Source organism: Bradyrhizobium sp. CSA112, from assembly GCF_029051645.1.
In the GTDB taxonomy this organism is placed as follows: Bacteria; Pseudomonadota; Alphaproteobacteria; order Rhizobiales; family Xanthobacteraceae; genus Bradyrhizobium.
Window position 1 is genome coordinate 45617 of sequence record NZ_JAACFS010000003.1, and the last position, 17790, is coordinate 63406.

A 17790-nucleotide genomic window follows, 5' to 3' on the forward strand; every position below is an offset into this window, starting at 1 on the left:
TTCTGGGTCGCCCAGGCAATTCGAATACGAGGCCAGGTCGAGCGTCCCGTCATTTACACTTTCCCGATGCGATGATTGCCAACGAGTCCGAAGAAATGCCGCAGCGTATCGGCTCGTGGCAAGGTCAACGTTACGTTTCTTCGGCTATCAGTCTGATATTCTGCTCCAAGCTCCTTCCTGTAATTTCCGTAGTCAAGAATCGCAACCGCGAGGAGGGGCCAACGTGCAAGAGGGAAACGGGACTGCAGCAACAGCCTTCTAAACTGAAGCTGTGGAATGAACCGTTTGCGAAGTTCAACAGGAACGTCAACGTCAAAAAATTCTGCCAGGGCGATTAGCTGTTTCGCGATGGCGTTTCGTGCCAAGCGGCCCGGAGCAAATGACATCAGGCGGTTCCAGTCTATTCCTTGCGCCGCGTTAGCCAAGTCTCTCAACTCGATCAGATGTCGCACATCTACTTCGCCGACCCAGTAATCATGATCCTGAAATTGGTCGTGAATGATCAGCATGAAAGCTTGAAAGGTCGGTGTCGGAAGATAAGCGGCCCCGCGGCCAACCGATACGGGCATGCAATGTTCAAGCAATTTTCCAGAAGAACGATAGAAATAATCTGGACCTGGCGCTGCTTGATGTAGGTCTATCATACCGACGTCGCGCGGTCGCTTTAGGTCCGTGTATTGCTTTCTGCTCTCCGGCGGGGTTCGAAAATGGGCCTGATAATCGAGGCCGGAGAGCGCGCGCAGGGCCGTCTCCATCTGATCGGGCTCGACCAATATGTCGAGATCAGCCATGATTCGGGTTGCGCGGCGTTCAGGAGCGGCTGTTGCGAGGATTGCCGAGCCCTTTAGCAGCACCGGCATCACATCCCGTTCATTAAGCGCCGCGACCGCCTCTTCCAATTGAGCCCTCAACAGGTCGTTCCGAAGCGCGTTTCGCCGGTAGATTTCTCGAACGAAAGCCTTTACATCCTCGGGAACTGATTGATCAGGTTGATGAACCAGATCGATCAAGAGCGGGGTTGTTAGCGTATTGTTGGCCAGTTCCAGCACGGCCATCCAATCCAGGTTGCTGGGCGCGTTGCCCCCGAGACATTGGCAGAGCCTGACCAGAGTGCTGCTAGGAAAAGCCATTACAGAGACCTCTCAGCTTACGTCCTGCGTCGGCAGCCTCCGCATAGGTCAGCTCAAACAAGCCGGCCCCACCGATTATTTTCTTCAGCGCTGCAAAACCCGCTAGAGATAGTTTGCCGTTGGCAGCAAAAGATCCATTGATCACTCGCTGCATGGATTCGATTTGCCCGAGGGGCTTCAGTTCTGCCGATGTCCCGTCAACCCTATTGAGAAAGATAATCCACTCGACCTCGAAGCTTCCCGTATGCACATCTGCTACAGGTAGATACCGGACGCGTATGCCGTCTGCGCGGTCATGGGCAGTGGCATGACTTAAATCGTCGCGAGCTTTCGAAATCGTCTCCCAAGTGCCCGGCTTGATGGTGGGCGCGAAGAGAAGCCCTTGCGCAAGACCGCTTGGAGAAATCATAACGACGTCATCACCGCAATATCGGCACTCGTCACTGACTAACTGAAGCGCGAGGGTCGATTTACCGGTGCCCGGCTGCCCGCATAAGAGCATTCCTTTATAGCCAAACACCAGCGAAGCAGCATGCAGAGCGAAATCAGGCTGATCCTGTAGAATGATGCGCTCAGTGAGGTCGGCCTTGATCGCAGGAGCCAAACTCGTGATGGGACATCGAGTGATGCTCTTTCTGCAGTTGCGGAATAGAGCCTCGTCCCCGACTTCTACAATTTCGATTGTGATATCCGCTTGATCGCGTCCCGGGCTCAAGTCGCAAAAGAGCAGCTCAAGAGACTTGATCAATGCTTCGTTAGAGGCTCTGATGCTGATTGCTCGCTGCGCTAATCGGGTCTGGAGCGCGCTGGCAAATGGAAGCCTCCATTCCATTTCTACAAGTTCCATATCAAGCCATTGTTGCAGGGCTTGACTCAGAACACTACGCGCCTGCTCGCGGCCGAGCCCAAGTTCGCTTAGTTCATCAGCAATCGTTTCGAATTTATTCTGGTCAAGAAGTTTGCACCACAGGTAAGCGCTGATCTGATTTAGCTCATAGATCTGCTGGCTTTTCTCGCTGAACAGGACCGGTCGATCATCAATCAACGCGAACGACGCATCTGCGGCTGGACGCAGTAGAATCGGGCTGTCAGGCCCGGATTCCATCAGATCTGGTCTGAATGTCACGCAGGACTCCACAAGGGTGCGTCAAAATAATCTTCGCGATGAAGTTGACATTATTTAAGCCGAAAATTTAAATCGAGTAAATTGGAAGTAGAGCGGGAACTTGACACGGTCCGCTCAAATTAAGATGGAGCCCAAGCCATGAACAAAAATACTGATGGGCCGGTCCTCAACGCGGAGCTAGAGCTCGATGCTGACAGGCGCAAGTTTCTGGCGGCATGCGGCAGATTTGCCGTCGTTACGCCTCCCGCTGTGACCTTGTTACTATCAACTTCACTGAATTCCGATGCGATTGCACGCTCCGGCAGCGGTGGGGGAGGTGGAAGACCCCATCAGCGGCCCGATCTGCCTAACTGGCTTGAGCGGTTTCTTGACTGGTTGTTCTAGGCACTCCGATCGATCCAGACCAAGCTGCTGAACGCACGCTTCTCGACAACCCGCGAGTTGAGGTAGCCGCAGTATACTGATGACGTTCCGCGGCTTGCCAGCGCTTGCTTAAACTCGTAACAGCCACTTCAGTCAGGAGGCCGCCAAACGTGTGTACGCCGTTCACCAAATTCTGGTGTAATGGCAACGTACGGCGGCACTGGCATTCGAAATAAAATCAACCCTCGGACCGGAAGAAACGGATCTTGCGCCGACGACCAGCGCAAGGCTTAAGCAGTCTCTTATCTCGATGATTGTTACACTCTGGGCGGCGATCATCACCGGCGCTGCAGGCAGCAACCGTTTTCCTGAGTGCGCAATCTGGTGTCAGCGATTCAAGGGGCGCCGCGCAATTGCTAGTTACGTCTGACCTTTGTTTTCATGTCCCCGACAGGACTTCCATAGTCGGCACTATGCTTCAGCGAGCCCGCTGGAAGGAAACGCTGTTGCCCGCAACGAGGACGGCGCCCAACACCTCCACCTATCGGGGCCTGCTGCCTCTCCGCCATTTATCGTCTTCACCGCCACCATAGAGCGCGCTTGAGCCGCCACTGCCGCGAGAGCCGCCCGAACTTCCGCCTCTCGAGGCATTCGCTCCTGAACCACTACCGTCACTGCCACCGCCGCCGCCGCCTCCACCGCCGCCGCCTCCACCGAGGGAGGCGTGATTGCCGTCTCCGCGCCCCGCTTGTTCCTCACGCGGGCTCTTGTTATCGGAGACTTTCTTGTCGCCGGGGCGATCGGGATCATTGTCGAAAAAGGAATGTTCCGGCCGGCCGTGATTGCCAGAATGGCCAGACCGGGCAATCGCCGTTGATGTCAGTGAGGTGGAGAGAAGTAAAGTCATAGCCGGCGGAGTTACAGCGGCGAACCTCCCGCAAGAAATCAGAAATTTGCGGCGATCTTCGATCTCGATGTCGTTCGGCATGGCGCAATTCCCACTCAATTAATCCAGGGCATATTAAATCATAATCATAAGGCAGACAATTTAAATGTGCGGTACCGATTTGCCACTCGCGGTGGAATAGCGCGCGCACGGAGGTATTTTTATACCTAAGATGGCAGGATATGCCTCTTCATACAAGAACTTCCGACTACGGCCCTTCAACAATGGGCTTAATTGCGGGCATTGAAGCGGTACCGCTGAATTAACGTTCAGCGGTAGGGTTAAACGTGAGAGCAGATCGACACGTAATTCGCGATTCGGTAAGGCTCATACTTCCTTAAGGAGTCTGCCCCGTGACAGTAGAATCGCGTCCATCATTAGAAAAACTGACGGCAGCAGCTATTATTACGCACGCGCTCGCCGTTCAGATGGCCGAATTGCTGAAGTTGCGAGAAGCGGTCCAAAGGGCCGAACAGGCAGCGGCGTCCAAGAGGCCCGCGCGAAGTCAGCGCGGAAATCAGCTTTTTTCCAGTTCGGTAGCTTGGCGGTCCGATTCAATTTCACCGGAACATTTTCACCAAACGCGCATTCAAAGCGGCACAAAGAAAACAAAAGCTCGCCCTGGCAGATTATTCATGCAATCGCAGTGGCGATAAAAAAGATCGCGGCCGCTTTCTGGCGGCCGGGCTGTTCTCAAATGATCGCAAATACCCGCCCAAGCTTGTGGAGGCGCGCCAACGCCAATAAAAATGCTGGGTTTTGAGTAATTTTATTGGGGTGAGGATGCGTATTGCTGGAGCAACTCTTCTTATCCTCGGTTTCGTACTATGTTTTGCGATAGACGACTGGGAGTTCATCGGCCTATTTCCTATGGCTATCGGTCTCATACTCCTAGCCATCGCAGAGAGGAAGGCATCAGCTCTCGCGTTGGCGCAAGCCGCGTCGCGCGCGCAGATGGAAAAGCTGGCGCCGCGTCCCTCCCAGAAGCAATTGCCGGCAGCAGACACAATTGAGGTGAGCTCCGAGGTACTGCAATTGCTCGAAAAATTAAATCGAAGCTCAAAGCCTCGATGAATGCACTGTCGAACGGTGGAGCGTGCGTGTCCGTCCATCTGATAGAGCGAGGTGAGTAAGCGAGATCACGCCTGCGGCTCAATTGATGCTCATCCTTGATGGTCACATCATCGCGGAAATCGCTATCGGCCTATGCGAAGCGGGTCTTGTTTGCTAAGGGGGCCCGTCGCAAGGCATGGGTCGCTGCGAGGCCATCACGACTTTCGGTCACGACAAACTGCGATGCATGGCGGGGCAGGCGACATCGAGCAGAATAATTTGATCACCGGGAAGTGCCGTATGAGGGAGAGCGCAAATCGGAGGGGATCAAAGAGCGTGGTAGCAAGGGATTGCGAAATGACGGATAAGCAGTTGCGGTGCCGCGAAACTACCGGTGCGATCGTTATTGATACTTTTGGGCGTTACCTGTTTCAATTGCGCGACAATGTTGTCGGCATCACCAATCCGGGTAAGATTGGTCTATTTGGTGGTCACCGCGAGGGCGGCGAAACTTTCTTGGAATGCATGGTCCGCGAGCTACACGAGGAGATCGGTTATTTTGTCCCAGCGGATCGCTTTGAGCATCTTGGAAGCTTTGAGGGTGAGGACATCGACAGCGAGGGAGGAACGATCCACGGATATCTTTTCGTCGTGCGCGATATTCCAGTGGATGCGCTGGCCATCGCCGAAGGATCTCTCCTTATCGTAGAACCCGTGGAGCTTGCCGAGATAGAGCCCAAGCTTGTACCGACTACACGTCTTGCATTGAAAGCCTACCTGAATACTTGACGGAACACTTTTGTGTGTTTTTGAGCCGCCTCCCTAACCATGCGACCAACAAAATTGCGGAAAGCGGGAAGCATTCCTCTTCGCGCCACGGTAGCCCGAATTTGGCCGGCTTCATTGTGGCCTTCATGCACCAGTCAGGCAAAACCTTCTCTTTATGAAGTCGAATCTTTTTGACTGATCAGACGAAGCAGCCTTCGCTTATCGCCATGTTTGATGTCGTAATCGCATTTCTGTTGGTTCTAGGTCTCGGAATTTTCGTGGCCCACGGCATCGACTCATTACGGTCGTAACTCTCCTAAGTCCGTTCCGCCTAACTGAAATCCCGCGCCGCAATCAGGAGCGTATGAATAGCTTGAGTACGAAGCTTCGACTTTTCTTTGTAGGAGTATTGGAAATGGAGACATTCTTCAAAGTCGCTGGCTGGACTACTGCCGCAATTCTGGGTGCTGCGGTCTGGAACGTATTTCCCGAATACCGAACAATCATAAGTAGCATCTTAGTCGCACTATTTATCTGCTACGTGTTCTCTGTGCTTGTGGGAGTAACGGTTAGGCGGCTCATCGGCGATGAATTGCTGGAGCTTCGTCTTCAAACCAATGCAACTGCCGACCGCCTCGAGCTCATAGACCGTAAGGTAACCGCAGTTTTAAGGGATGCACTTGAGCAGCGCCAAGCGCGAACTCAAACACTGCCTTTTCGCCCGATTGTGTCAGCGCGTACTCCTGAGGCGGTCCGGTCGCGCGATCCAATTGGCTCAGTTCGCAATCAGATCACGGAAACGGTCAATCAATGAGTGCATCGCGAGCCGCTGGTCAGCACTGACGCTGGGTTCGAATTGGGACCATTCTCGGCAAACTAACGGCACGCTGTCTGCTATGACTACGGGTGTCGTCGGTTGCGTTGGATCACAGCAAGGTCGGCGAAAGAGAGAAATTCCTTGATCTCGCCGGTCAGCAAAATACCCGCGAGCTGGCACCTGACGGCGTGGAGCGTGCCGTGATGACCAGGCGCAAATGCCTGCTTAGCTGGTCATCATAAGTACCTCGAGCCTTTGAATGCGGGCCGCGAGGTCCGCCGCTCTCACCTCAATCAGCTTCATCTCTCGGTAGTGCTGTATGATTGAAACGGCAATCCCGACGGTCACATAAATAGCGATAGGGTCTTCAAGTAGCCAATTAATACCTTGCAACATCTCGTCTCCCCCAAAACCCTCAAAGCTAGAAGCTTAACTTTTGGGTACCGAGACGCAAGCGTCTCGACGATACAAGCAATCTGAAGGTGGGCAACATAAATTGCGGGCTTGGCGGAGGGGTGGGCGGGTCCGTTGGATAGGCGCCCTGCAGCCGGCGGCACGGTGGGCCCAGCCGGTAAGTGTCAGAAGTCAAATGCTAGACCATCGCCAGGATGCCGCCACTTAACCCACCGCTCCGTTTATTATTGACAGCTTACTCGCCGACGATAAGCTCAGGCGGGCGAGTTCTCTTTTAAGCCAAATACATTGAAATATCTTTTAATGATACATCGATTGAGAGTAACGACCCATGATTGAAGAGAGTTTTGTTCGATTACGAACGCATCGCAATAACGTGCAGCGCTACCGGCAATTACTGAAGACGATGCTAACGGACGCTGAGCGCCAGTTTATTGAACGTCGTCTTTTGGAAGAAGAGTCGGCCATCAAGTCCCTGGCCACTCTTCAAGAAAGACCCGGTGTGCGGGGGCTGGGAATTGCCTAAGCATTGAGGCCCGTTCTCAATCAATATTTGAGGTTAATTCGTCGAATTGGAACGGCGTTTAAGAACCGTACGGCGATCGCTTCGCGTAGACGGCCTGTACCGCTGAGCGCTCCAACGCGGCAATCCGATTCAGGGGGAAGGGGCAGTTCATCGTCGGGCGCCTGCCAGCTTTTGCCGCGCGAGATCAGGGCAATTCCCCGGGGCGATCCCGGGGTTCCGCCGCATGGTTGCCGCATTTTCCACGTTTCTAATTGGTCGTTAATGAGGGAAGCTGATCGGGAGGGGGAATGAAATTTCTGAACCTCTGGCACGAAGCGCGAGCCAATGTCCTCCGCAAGCGATACGAAGACTTGAAGCCGCGGATTGATGCGGCAGATCCTGCTGCAAAATCGGCGTGCTTTGGTGTTGTAAAGTCGAGTTTCGAGTTTCTACGCAGGCGTTACGCGAGCGCCTCGAGCGAAGAACGAAAGGAAGTTTTGAAGCACGCTTCAAAAACTGTACGTCAATTATCGGATGCAGGTGATTGGCCGCGCGCGCTGGGACTAACCATTATCATGTTCAATCTAGAAGCGTGTTACTTGCCAGGCGATGACGCGGCTGTCTTGAAGGGAGCCACCGATGCGTTGTTAAAAGAGGCCTGCGCATATCCTGAACCCCGGCCCTTAAGGGAGACGGGTTGAAAGATTTTCGAGTTGCAGGCGTTGAATACTGCCGGGGGTAGGGCCTCGGCGGCCCGTCTGCATCTCCCCTAGGGTGATTTCTGTTGACGCTGCATTCAATTGGCGATCAAGATTGACCATTCGTGATCGCAATGCAAAATTCTCTGCTTTTTAATAGACTGTCTCTAAGGGCTTAGGAAAATTGGAGCAGCCGGAACGCAAAATCTTCACGCTCGATATCAACGGAACGCCGACGCTTGCTCTTCAGGCGCAAGACATCGAGTTTGCACGCGGTATGTGCGCGGTGCCAGAGTTCCGTTTGGATTTGCACGAGATCAGCTCGAACGGCGTCCCCGTTTGCCCAGTGGATTCTGTGTTCGGGCTTCGGCCGGCTACAGAGAAAGAAGTAGCCGCCTTCGAGCGTGCTGTTGGATTGGCGCCGGCTGCAGATGATTTCACGTTTGTTATGCTGATTGAAGTAGACAGAGTGGAGGTTGTGGCAATTACCTGCCAGGCTAACGACGCTGCTTAGACTTCGCCGAGTCAGGCGCATTGCCCGGCGTAGGTCGGCGCAAGGCTATAGCCTCGTCGGTCATGGGGATGCTCTTGGGTGAAGATTGCGAACGCCCTCATCTCAAGACAGGACGCCCCGCTGCGCTATCCTCTTGGCTGTGTCGCCGGCCGCAGCGTCCTACCGCGCGAGCGGTTTAATCCTTTGGTTCGGCGGCGACATCGTGGGGCACGGCAGGCGGCCGAATCCTGCCGCCAGACCCGTGTAGCACAGGCTATGAACCAAGTTGGCGCGTTGGCAGCATCAACTGGACCGCACCGCCGGGATTGCCGCATCCGCTGGGCTTAGTTCGGCGCAACGATTGGTTGGACCAGATTCTTTGTCAGCAGTGGGCGCGTCACGGCTTGACGTAGGTCCAGCCCTGCTCCTGCAGTTCCATCACACGCACCACGCCCGACTTCACGACCTTTGCTTCCGAGATCAGCGGAATCTCCTTGCCCTCATTCCTGCCCATGTTTTCGCGGGTATTGCTGCAGGCCTCGAACGAAATCGAAGGCTGGCTTTCCGAGAGCGCCTTGATCCTCGCTTTGACCGGCGAAGTGTCGTCGCGCAGCATATGCAGGCCGGGACCGAAGGTGACGATATCGATATTCACCTTCTCGCCGAGGTCCTGATAATACTGAGCTACGTTGCTCGCATTGTTAAGCGCCAGATTCATCATCGCCGGCTCGTTGCTGTTTACCTGCAGAATAAGGCGGTGCGGCTTCGTGGCATCCTGAGTGGGCGTCATTTTGGTAACGGCCGTGAGCTTGGTCGCCTGCGTAGGTTGCTTCTTGTTCACCTGCGCTTCCGACGGCGGTGCGACCAAGAGCAGTGCTGCAATTGCCGCGGTGGCTCCAGCCATTCTTCCAAGTCTTGTCATGTGAGTTCCTTCCTGTCCGATGACCATTAGCTGCGTGGCCTGGCAACGGCATGTGGCCATTTGCATGCCGTCGCCAGCTTCTCGCGGACAGTCTTCAGGCCGCCAAGCAAGAAATGTCCCTCGGACGCCACACCTGTTCGCGAGGAAAGGCGCACAGCGAATTCCCCCTCATCGGGGAGCGATTGTAACATGCGCACCACGTCGCCCCTGGGGGCGGCGCCAACTCCGAATGACGGGCGGGCAGCGGGAAGCTGCACTGGGAGATCGTCATGGACGCGGTAGGAGATCAGGTACTCCTCGGCGCTGCGCGAGACCGCAGGTCCCGTGATCACGAGTTCGGTACGGCCGCCGCGGCAGTGGATCGAGAGCTGCATCGTGGCGCTATCAGAGCCGCCGCGAGACGACGTGGTCGCCACAACGACCGGTGAATAGTCCACGGGCGAGGTGGTCTCGCTGACAAGCCAGTTGTCACTGTCTGCCGCGGCCGCCTGTGTGATATTGCGCGGTATTGTTTCCAAACATTCCTGCCGCGCGGTAAGCTCCACATTAGAGCACGCGCGAAGATGCGCCATTGCTTCGCTGGCACCTTGCGCGAAAGTCATGCTGTATGCTGCGTCTAACAGCACAGCGAGCGGGAGCGCGGCTCTCTTCACGGCCGCGCCTGTGCACTGCGCGCCGCGCGATCCAGCCATTCCTGCGCGGCCGAGAAGCGGTCTAGCCCGGGGACGGTTGCGGCGAGATTGATCGACTTCCATTTCGGATCGAATCCCGGGGCCTGCAGCCGGTCGATCCGCGAGAACAGATGATCCACGAAACGGGCGACACGCGGGTAACGGTTCGATCGCCGCGACCAGTTGAACGCAACCAAGGCGGTCGGCACCGCAATCGTTGAGATGCGTTCGCCCTGCTTGATTAAGTTGGGATATTCGCTCGCCTCGAGCGTTGCCGGCAAGTAGTAATCCTCGAACTTGCTGTCGAAATTGACGGACAGAAATTTATAGCCTTCGTCCCAGCGTCTACGCACGAAGGCGTCAACCGGTTTCGAGGTGATGAAGAGGACAGCGGCAATCTCGCCTTTACGCATCTGCTCCAGAGCGATCGGGTGCGGAATGAAGGTCTTTTCGACATTGATGCCTAGACGGCTGAAGATCAGCGGTCCTGAATAGGCAGCGGCCGTGCCCTGGGTGTTGAAATTCACTTTCTTGCCGGCGAGGTCTTGCAAGGTTGTGATTTCAGGTCGCACGAAGATATGCAGCTCCGACGGGAACAGGTTGAGGAGATAGGTTATGCGGCTTCGGATCTGCGGTATCTGGATTTTGTATTCTTCGAGCGCGTCGGAATTGATGATCGCGGTGTCGACGCCACGCAGGTAGAGCAGCGAATTCACATTTTCGGTGGCGCCCCGAGTGACGATCGGCAGAACATGTAGATTCGGACCGTCATCGACGATTCGGGCCATCTCTGCCGCTAGGCGAATGGGCGCGCCCTCCAGCAAGCCGCCGGCGAGGCCGACAGTCCAGGCGTTGATCTTTTCTCTTTGGTCATGCGCAGAGGCGCGGCTGATGACTGGCGCTTCGCTCTTCGCCGGCTGCGCGTACGCGTCAACCGATTGAAGCATCCAGGTAACAGGCGCCATCGCCGCGAGGAGCAAAAACGACCATGGCTTCGGCTGCGTGTTCATCTCAATCTCCACTTTTCCTTGTGCGGGTCTGATCCCCTCACTCACGCAATGCGTCGAGGCGCTCCTTCGCTTCTCGAATGCCGCCGCTGTGCGCCTTCGCGTAGAGTTCGCGTGCTTTCGCCGACTCGCCACGCGTTCCATAGGTGCCCCATGCGGACAAAACGACAGGATCATATGTCTGTGCGAGCATGAAACTTGCATGGGCGTCGCCGCTCTCGACGGCGCGCTCGAGTACGATACGCGCCGCGCCGATATTGCCTTGACTGAGCAGCGCACTGGCGCGAGCGATCAATCGTGCTGCCTCTACCTTGCCATGCGCATCGAAGGCCATCGGCTGTTTCGCTACGGCCGCGTCTGCAGTCGGCGTCGTCCGGACGACCGGGTTGATCGGACTGTCTTGCGCGCGCCCGAGGGGCTCGCGCTGGTCCGCGGGGCGCCGCGCGGGCGTAAGATCGCGTGCCATTGCTCCGATCTTGTTGCGCTCCTGCTGCAGCGATTGCCGCAGTTCCGCGATGGTGCGTTCCGACGCTTGTCTTTGTCGCGCGACGGCATCCTCCGCCGTTTTCGATCGCACAGATTGAGTTTTTATCTCACGACGCGTTCCATCAAGCTCGCTCGCGAGTGTTGCGGCACGCGCCTGCGCCTCGTCGAGCGCGCGGCGTTGCTGCTCCGCGCTCGCCGTCATCGCCTGGCGCGCCGCGCCGACCTCCTGGATGAGGCCGCCGATCTTCTCTTGCTCCTGCTGCAGAGAGTCTTGCAATTTGGCAATGGTAACCTCTGCCGCCTGTTTCTGCTGCAAGGCGTCATCGATCGCTCTTTGTGCTTGCGCGGCCTGCATCTCGATCTCGCGAGGCGCTCCAGCAAGCTCGACCGCGAGGGCCGCAGCGCGCGCCTGTGCCTCGTCGAGCGCGCGGCGTTGTTGCTCGGCGGTTGCTGTCATCGCCAGGCGCGCAGCGTCGACCTCCTGGGTGAGCGCGGCAGTCTTCTCTTGCTCCTGCCGTAGGGATTCTCTCAGTTCTTCGATAGTCGCCTCCGCCGTCCGTCTTTGTTGCGTATCCGGTTCGTCCGTCACTCGCGATGGCGAGACCTGTGTATCGATCTCGCGACGCGTTCCAGCGAGCTCGCTGGTGAGGGCCGCAGCGCGCGCCTGTGCCTCGTCGAGCGCGCGATGTTGTTGCTCGGCGGTTGCCGCCATCGCCAGGCGCGCAGCGTCGACCTCCGGGGTGAGCGCGGCGGTCTTCTTTTGCGCCTGCCGTAGGGACTCTCTCAGTTCTTCGATAGTCGCCTCCGCCGTCCGTCTTTGTTGCGTATCCGGTTCGTCCGTTACTTGCGATTGTGTCTCGATCTCGCGACGCGTTCCAACGAGCTCGCTGGCGAGGGCCGTAGCGCGCGCCTGTGCCGCGTCGAGCGCGCGACGTTGTTGCTCGGCGGTTGCCGCCATCGCTTGGCGCGCGGCGTCGAGCTCCTGCGTAAGAGCGGCAGTCTTGCTTTGCTCCTGCTGCAAGGATTCTCGCAATTCGGCAGCGGCGGCCTCGGCCGCCCGCTTCTGCTGCACGGCTTCATCAATAGCCGTTTTCGACTGCACGGCCTGCGTTTCGATATCGTGCTGCGCTCCAGCAAGCTGGCTCCAGAGTGTTGCTGCACGCACCTGTGCTTCGTCGAACGCGCGGCGTTGTTGTTCGGCTGTTGCCTTCATCGCCTGACGCGCAGCGTCGACCTCCTTGGTGAGAGCGGCCGTTTTCTTTTGCTCCTGCCGCACGGATTCCTGCAGCCCGGCAGTGATGGCTTCCGCGGCCCGCTTCTGCTGTACAGCTTCATCGACCGCCTTTTGCGACTGTGCGGCCTGCGTTTCGATCTCGCGCCGTGTCTTGGCAAGGTTGGTCTCAAGTGCCGCGGCACGCGCCTGCGCCTCGTCGAGTGCGTGGCGTTGCTCGGCGCTTGCCGTCATCGCCTGGCGCGCTATACCGATCTCCTGGGTGAGGGCGGCGGTCTTCTTTTGCTCCTGCCGCAGGGATTCTTGTAATTGGGAAGCGGCGGCCTCTGCCGTCTGCTTCTGCTGCCGAGCTTCATCGACGGCCTTCTGCAATTGCATGGCTTGCGTTTCGATCTCGCGGCGAGCTTCCAAAAGCTCGTCTGCGAGTGCGTTGGCACCTGCCTGTTCCTGTTGAAGGGTCCGCCGCAGTTCCTCCACCATGATGTCCGCTTGGCGGCGTCGCGCAGTTTCGTCGTACGGCTTGCTCGACAACTCCACCTTGCCATCGAGATCGGCAATGTCTGGCAGATCAAGGTATCGCGTCGCAAAAGCGACCAGCTCCGTGCGGAAATGCACGCCGAGCAATGCAGATGCAACCAGAGTTGCAGCGATAAACCATCGGCGCACGCGATCGTTCCAAAGGGGGCCGCTCGACTGATCGTCTTCCTGATACTGAGGCTCGGCTATTGGAGACCAATGTGTCGGTGTGATCCTGATTGGTCTGCCGTTCTTCCAGACCCATTGCTTCGTCTCAGACGACCAATGCGCGACGTCATAAGCCGATTGATCATCCTCGACCCAGATTTCCTTTCCGTCCCTCGGAGCGGTTTCAATGGGTTGGCGCAAATGTGACGCCTTTTAAACAGGGTTATAGGTCACTTCACATTTCACTTCGCAAGCACGTATTAAGCTCAATGCATATTTATATTATTAAACAACAATTAAATCAAATTAATAATAGAAGCCCCCATTTTCTGGCGTTCGGCTGCTCTCTTCGCGTGTGGTGTTTTCGAGGATCACTCACAGGCTGAAGGATGCGGCGGCGCATCGCTCCGGGAGGGGCTGCCCTGCCGATTTCCCTTGCGGCCAAGTCAATAGAACGCGACAGCGATGCGTTTCTCTTTGCGCCAAACGACCGCGCAGCGCCGCGGGTCACCGTCGGGAATGACGGTCAGTGCAAACTCGTTGGGGACTTGTTCATCTGCAGCGACATCAAGCGCGGCGCCGAAAGCAGAAATACTACGAATTGTGCAAATAGTTTTCGAACGGCCGAAGCTGATTGAGCCCAGCCTTGCAGGGTGCTTCTCAACCATCATTTCCTCCACGCAATCAGTTCGACGCGCGCAACTCCTCCTCACTATTCCGATGGCGACAGATGCGCGCGTTCGGCTAAACGGGACCCATGATCGAATTTGACCGGATGCCTCCGGCTTCACCTTCAATGGCGACTATGGAATGAGCCCCTCAAGTCGGCGTACCTCCTCCCAAGGCCATTTTAAATTACCACAAGTTATTTTTTTAACGCAGTTAAATTGTATTAGGCATTTATTGGCGACCGTCAACTTGGGCGGACATGCCCAGAAACCTGCAAGCAGCGGAAAGATAGGTGTCGCGGGTTGCATCGAGTCGATTGTGTTGAGAGGGCCCCAATGCAGATTGCTGGAGGATGACTTACGACGCGAAGCTTTGCGCCCTCAGATTGGTGGCCTTTCAGGGTTCATTCCGGCGAGCACAACTCGTTTCACCGTTTGATCTCGTTCGGGCGGTTTCGGAGTTTGCTGATCAGAGATCGGCATTGGTGCGGCATCAACACAGTTCCAATCGGGCAGCGATGGGCTGCCCCATGCGCGGGCGATTGCTTGGATGATCAACTGGGGAGCCTCGACCCTGCCCACAGACCGGCATCATTCGCACGAAAGCGATCTTGCGCCGAACGGTTGCATTTCGTGATAACTTGGCTGTGACGACTCAGCATCTATCTCGACCAGCCATCCTGGAGAAGCTCGAAGATGTTTCAGCGATTTCTAAAGGCGCACACCGCCGTCAATTTCAAGGCGCGATCGGCCAGCCGAGATACCGAAACTGACCGTGCCCGCGCTACATCCATTTTTCGGTCGATAGAGGATGCGCTGGAGGGCGCGAAAGCTGAGCAGGCTGGCCTGAAAGCGCGTATCGATGACGCGCTAGCGCGATCGGCAGTAACCTTGGGCAATGATTCCGATGAGTATCTGACGAGAGATCCCGAGGATAGCCATTATCAGAATTTGCTCGGCCGCGAGATAGCAGAAGGGCAGAGGCGGTTGAACGAACTGGAAGCGACTATCAGGCATATCCAGTTCCTGAAGACTGCGCTAGTCACAAGGTTTCCCGATTTCGACTTTGGACACAATACCTCCCACGCGAAGGATAGTGGAGCGACCTAGGAATGGTTCGACGAGAATGACGCCGGTTCTAGACCGCGCTAGCGTTGGTGAAAGCTGGCTTATTCTAAGATTTGCGAGGGTGCTCGACCAGCAAGCCAGCCAATTGCAAACAAAATGGCTGCTGGCGGCACCCTTGCTGCGACTATTATGGGTGATAGGCAGCGTCCCACTCCTTCGTCCCGATTTCAATGTATCTTGCCTGTCGATGAGGTAGGCGACTGCTGCTATCACTCCCAGTAACAAGATTGTCCAAAACCGGATAGTCGTGAAAGCCGAACCAGAAACACGTTACAATCAGCAGCCAGTACGACAAATTTGCCATGTGCCCCTGCCGTGTCGCGAGCTACCGGCAAGTCGCCGTCGCGGACCGCGCATTCGCGGTCTTCGGGTAATCAAATTAGGCGCCAATCTTGCGATAACGGAGCCTGGCGCAAAGGTTTGCAAATTCGCGCGACTTGCAACCATATTTGTATCTAGCAAATCGGCCGCAACGAAACTCGCATGTTATGTCTGTCGCTGAGGTTAATCCTGGAATGCGGCTTCACTGACTTTTTCGAGCTTCTCCACGAATTCGAACGAGGACGCCGACCTGCACCAAGATTCTTCTGTAGGGGCGCTCCATGTGCCCGGCGACTTAAGGGAGAGACCGGCAATGGCAGGCGCGAGAGCTTTGGCGATTGGAGCATTGGACGTCGCCATGCGGCGGACAACAGGTAATCTGGATGACGAGTGAGCATCCTGCGGTGGACGAACGCCGAGCGCGCCGAGCTGGCCCCGTGTTGAAGACGATGGCGAGCGCGATTTCGCATTCGTCGAATTTCGGGAATGACATCATTCGGTACATTCGGACGGTCCCGCGTTGTGATTCAGTTCAGCAAGAGCGTCTTCGATGGTATTAAGAGCGTTCTTGCTCATGTAACGCAGGTAGGCCAGACTTCGTCATTTGGCTGATGTGGGCAACTCACTGACAATCAAGCTGAGCGCAGTCGATAGTCACGACCTCCAGCTCTCGTAGTAGTTCAGCCCTCAAACGGATTCGCAATATGAGCGCGTCCGAACGATGAACAGAAGTCGTGGTCGTGCAGAGGATCTCAGGAAAGGCAGCAAACGCTAGGACGCAAACCAGGCATTGATGATCACCGATGCTACCTAGTGACGGCGACGTGTTGTTTCTGGTCAACCCTTGAACGAGGCGCTACGGCCAGCAGATTTCATCCTGTCCAGCCTCTAGCCGTCTAGTACCTGACTGAAATGACCGCATCCGCTCGACAGCGCCGGCAAGGTCCGTAGTGCGCAGGTCCAGGATACCAGCCGGAACCGAAAAATGGCACGGTCAGGGGGGTGGCACCCCGCACGCCTTCTACTAGCTCGCACCGAGCATGGCGAAGTCCGACTGAACGCAACGGTCTTGCATTCCAGCGGTGCGCGCCAACAACCGCTCCTGCAGTCGAAGCCGGCTGGACGGTCCAATCTGCCGCTTCTATGGAGCTTGTGGAAATAGCAAGAATTGCGGTCACGGCGACCGACCAAATGAGAATTCGAGGTGCAGTCGACATTACGGTCCCCCTTGTTTGTGTTCCCGAAGCTAACCTCAAGTGTGAACATGCCCCAGCCCGATCAGCAGGGGAAGGTTCTCTCCGGTGTCCGATTCCCACCAATTCCATGCTGAGGCTCGAGCTACCGTGAAATGCTGCCGCTGGGTCCCCTGGGCAGGGGCGGGAGCCGACCAGCCACTGTAGTATCGAGCAAATCATCGTCCGGCTCCTGCCCGGCGGCCTGTTCATTGCAACGCGTAAAATTCTCTAAACATTGAACCTGCCTCCCGCCACCGTCGTTTAACATTCTGGGAAATCCTTGCTTTCCTGGCAGAGGGGGATCCGATGGGTAACGGTGTTACAAGCAAAGCCTACAATAGAGCTCTTCAGGATTCGTTCAAAACAATAAAGCGCGCCCACAAACAGCTTCGCGTTGTGACCAGGGCAAACGCAACACCGGTGGACCTCACGTCACGTATGGAACTTTGCGGGATATTGCTTGGGGAGGTCGCAGGTATTCGCAGCAATCTAGTGGCCTACCTCGAGTACACGCGTGCAGAGGGCCAAATTCCTATGCAGATGAAATGCGTTGACCGCGACCCGCTTCAGGAGGTCTCGTCGTTGTGATTATCGTCGTCTGCATGATTGACGCTTTTGTCTATTACAAAGTCTTCCAACTTCCGCCCGGCGCTTAAGGCGGCGACCAGCCATCTCGGCTGCTTTCCGCGTCCAGACCACTTTTGCGTCGGCTGGGAGGGGTTCCAGTATTTTGGCTCGACTTTTGGATATCTGCGCCGAGGACGGCTGGCGGGCGCGCCCTCAGTGTCGCGCATCTGCTCTACGCGGCTCAACTGCGCTAGACGCCGCTCCAGTTGAAGTTTTTCCGCCGTGATCTTTTCAGACAGGAGTTTGGTGAGCTGCTCATGCAAGAGCCAAAGCTCGTCAAAATCCATTGCCTCCAAGTCTGTCCTGCGCATTGCGGGTCCGTTAAGGCTAACAGATTGCGGTTTTTCCGGAAGCATCCAATCCTCGAAATATCGCTGGCGATGACGCCAAATACGTGCGAAGTTTGAATCGATAGATTTAGGCTTTTAAACATTATTTGATTGTAAATTTAATAATTTAATTCAATTAAAAGCAAGGGCGTATTTAGGGTTTTGAGC

15 protein-coding genes and 1 pseudogene are annotated in these 17790 nt (G+C 56.2%); 7 read left to right on the plus strand and 9 right to left on the minus strand.

The window, feature by feature from the left end:
• Window positions 1–53 precede the first annotated feature (53 nt).
• Together GWE18_RS07870 and GWE18_RS07875 are read right to left on the minus strand one after the other, a co-directional pair.
• Window positions 54–1055 (minus strand): nucleotidyltransferase family protein, encoded by a 1002-nt coding sequence (locus tag GWE18_RS07870; RefSeq protein WP_275185211.1) that lies wholly within the window; start codon window positions 1053–1055, stop codon window positions 54–56.
• Between the two features lie 61 nt (window positions 1056–1116).
• On the minus strand, window positions 1117–2256 hold the full coding sequence (locus GWE18_RS07875) for a PqqD family peptide modification chaperone (protein ID WP_275185212.1): 1140 nt from the start codon (window positions 2254–2256) through the stop codon (window positions 1117–1119).
• Window positions 2257–2394: 138 nt separating this feature from the next.
• On the opposite strand from GWE18_RS07875, the pseudogene GWE18_RS07880 reads away from it, so the two are divergent.
• The 3 genes and pseudogenes from GWE18_RS07880 to GWE18_RS07890 all read left to right on the plus strand — a co-directional run.
• A pseudogene (locus GWE18_RS07880) lies at window positions 2395–2574 on the plus strand (hypothetical protein); the annotation flags it as partial.
• A gap of 2401 nt (window positions 2575–4975) precedes the next feature.
• Window positions 4976–5407 (plus strand): NUDIX domain-containing protein, encoded by a 432-nt coding sequence (locus tag GWE18_RS07885; protein ID WP_275185213.1) that lies wholly within the window; start codon window positions 4976–4978, stop codon window positions 5405–5407.
• A gap of 394 nt (window positions 5408–5801) precedes the next feature.
• Entirely contained in the window at window positions 5802–6200 is a 399-nt protein-coding gene (locus GWE18_RS07890) for a hypothetical protein (protein WP_275185214.1), read from the plus strand.
• Between the two features lie 228 nt (window positions 6201–6428).
• On the opposite strand, the gene GWE18_RS07895 is transcribed toward GWE18_RS07890, so the two are convergent.
• On the minus strand, window positions 6429–6599 hold the full coding sequence (locus tag GWE18_RS07895) for a hypothetical protein (protein ID WP_156908533.1): 171 nt from the start codon (window positions 6597–6599) through the stop codon (window positions 6429–6431).
• Between the two features lie 349 nt (window positions 6600–6948).
• Between GWE18_RS07895 and GWE18_RS07900 the strand changes: the two genes are divergently transcribed.
• From GWE18_RS07900 to GWE18_RS07910, 3 genes are all read left to right on the plus strand, one after another.
• Window positions 6949–7143 carry a hypothetical protein gene (locus GWE18_RS07900; RefSeq protein WP_275185216.1) on the plus strand — a complete coding sequence of 65 codons (195 nt, stop codon included), beginning with the start codon at window positions 6949–6951 and terminating at the stop codon, window positions 7141–7143.
• Window positions 7144–7430: 287 nt separating this feature from the next.
• Window positions 7431–7823, plus strand: a complete 393-nt coding sequence (locus GWE18_RS07905) for a hypothetical protein (protein WP_275185217.1) — start codon at window positions 7431–7433, stop codon at window positions 7821–7823.
• A gap of 181 nt (window positions 7824–8004) precedes the next feature.
• Window positions 8005–8334 (plus strand): hypothetical protein, encoded by a 330-nt coding sequence (locus GWE18_RS07910; protein WP_275185218.1) that lies wholly within the window; start codon window positions 8005–8007, stop codon window positions 8332–8334.
• A gap of 376 nt (window positions 8335–8710) precedes the next feature.
• Here the strand turns inward: GWE18_RS07910 and GWE18_RS07915 are convergent, their stop codons facing one another.
• From GWE18_RS07915 to GWE18_RS07935, 5 genes are all read right to left on the minus strand, one after another.
• A complete protein-coding gene (locus GWE18_RS07915) occupies window positions 8711–9217 on the minus strand; it encodes a DsrE family protein (RefSeq protein WP_275185219.1) in 507 nt (168 codons plus the stop codon).
• Window positions 9218–9261: 44 nt separating this feature from the next.
• Complete coding sequence (locus GWE18_RS07920) at window positions 9262–9753, minus strand: hypothetical protein (RefSeq protein WP_275185220.1); 492 nt, start codon at window positions 9751–9753, stop codon at window positions 9262–9264.
• 131 nt (window positions 9754–9884) lie between these two features.
• Complete coding sequence (locus GWE18_RS07925; protein ID WP_275185221.1) at window positions 9885–10916, minus strand: TAXI family TRAP transporter solute-binding subunit; 1032 nt, start codon at window positions 10914–10916, stop codon at window positions 9885–9887.
• Window positions 10917–10953: 37 nt separating this feature from the next.
• Entirely contained in the window at window positions 10954–13515 is a 2562-nt protein-coding gene (locus tag GWE18_RS07930; RefSeq protein WP_275185222.1) for a hypothetical protein, read from the minus strand.
• A gap of 245 nt (window positions 13516–13760) precedes the next feature.
• Complete coding sequence (locus tag GWE18_RS07935; protein ID WP_275185223.1) at window positions 13761–13982, minus strand: PilZ domain-containing protein; 222 nt, start codon at window positions 13980–13982, stop codon at window positions 13761–13763.
• Between the two features lie 696 nt (window positions 13983–14678).
• Here GWE18_RS07935 and GWE18_RS07940 point away from each other — a divergent pair.
• Complete coding sequence (locus GWE18_RS07940; RefSeq protein ID WP_275185224.1) at window positions 14679–15092, plus strand: hypothetical protein; 414 nt, start codon at window positions 14679–14681, stop codon at window positions 15090–15092.
• Window positions 15093–17232: 2140 nt separating this feature from the next.
• On the opposite strand, the gene GWE18_RS07945 is transcribed toward GWE18_RS07940, so the two are convergent.
• Complete coding sequence (locus tag GWE18_RS07945; protein ID WP_275185580.1) at window positions 17233–17604, minus strand: H-NS histone family protein; 372 nt, start codon at window positions 17602–17604, stop codon at window positions 17233–17235.
• Window positions 17605–17790 lie beyond the last annotated feature (186 nt).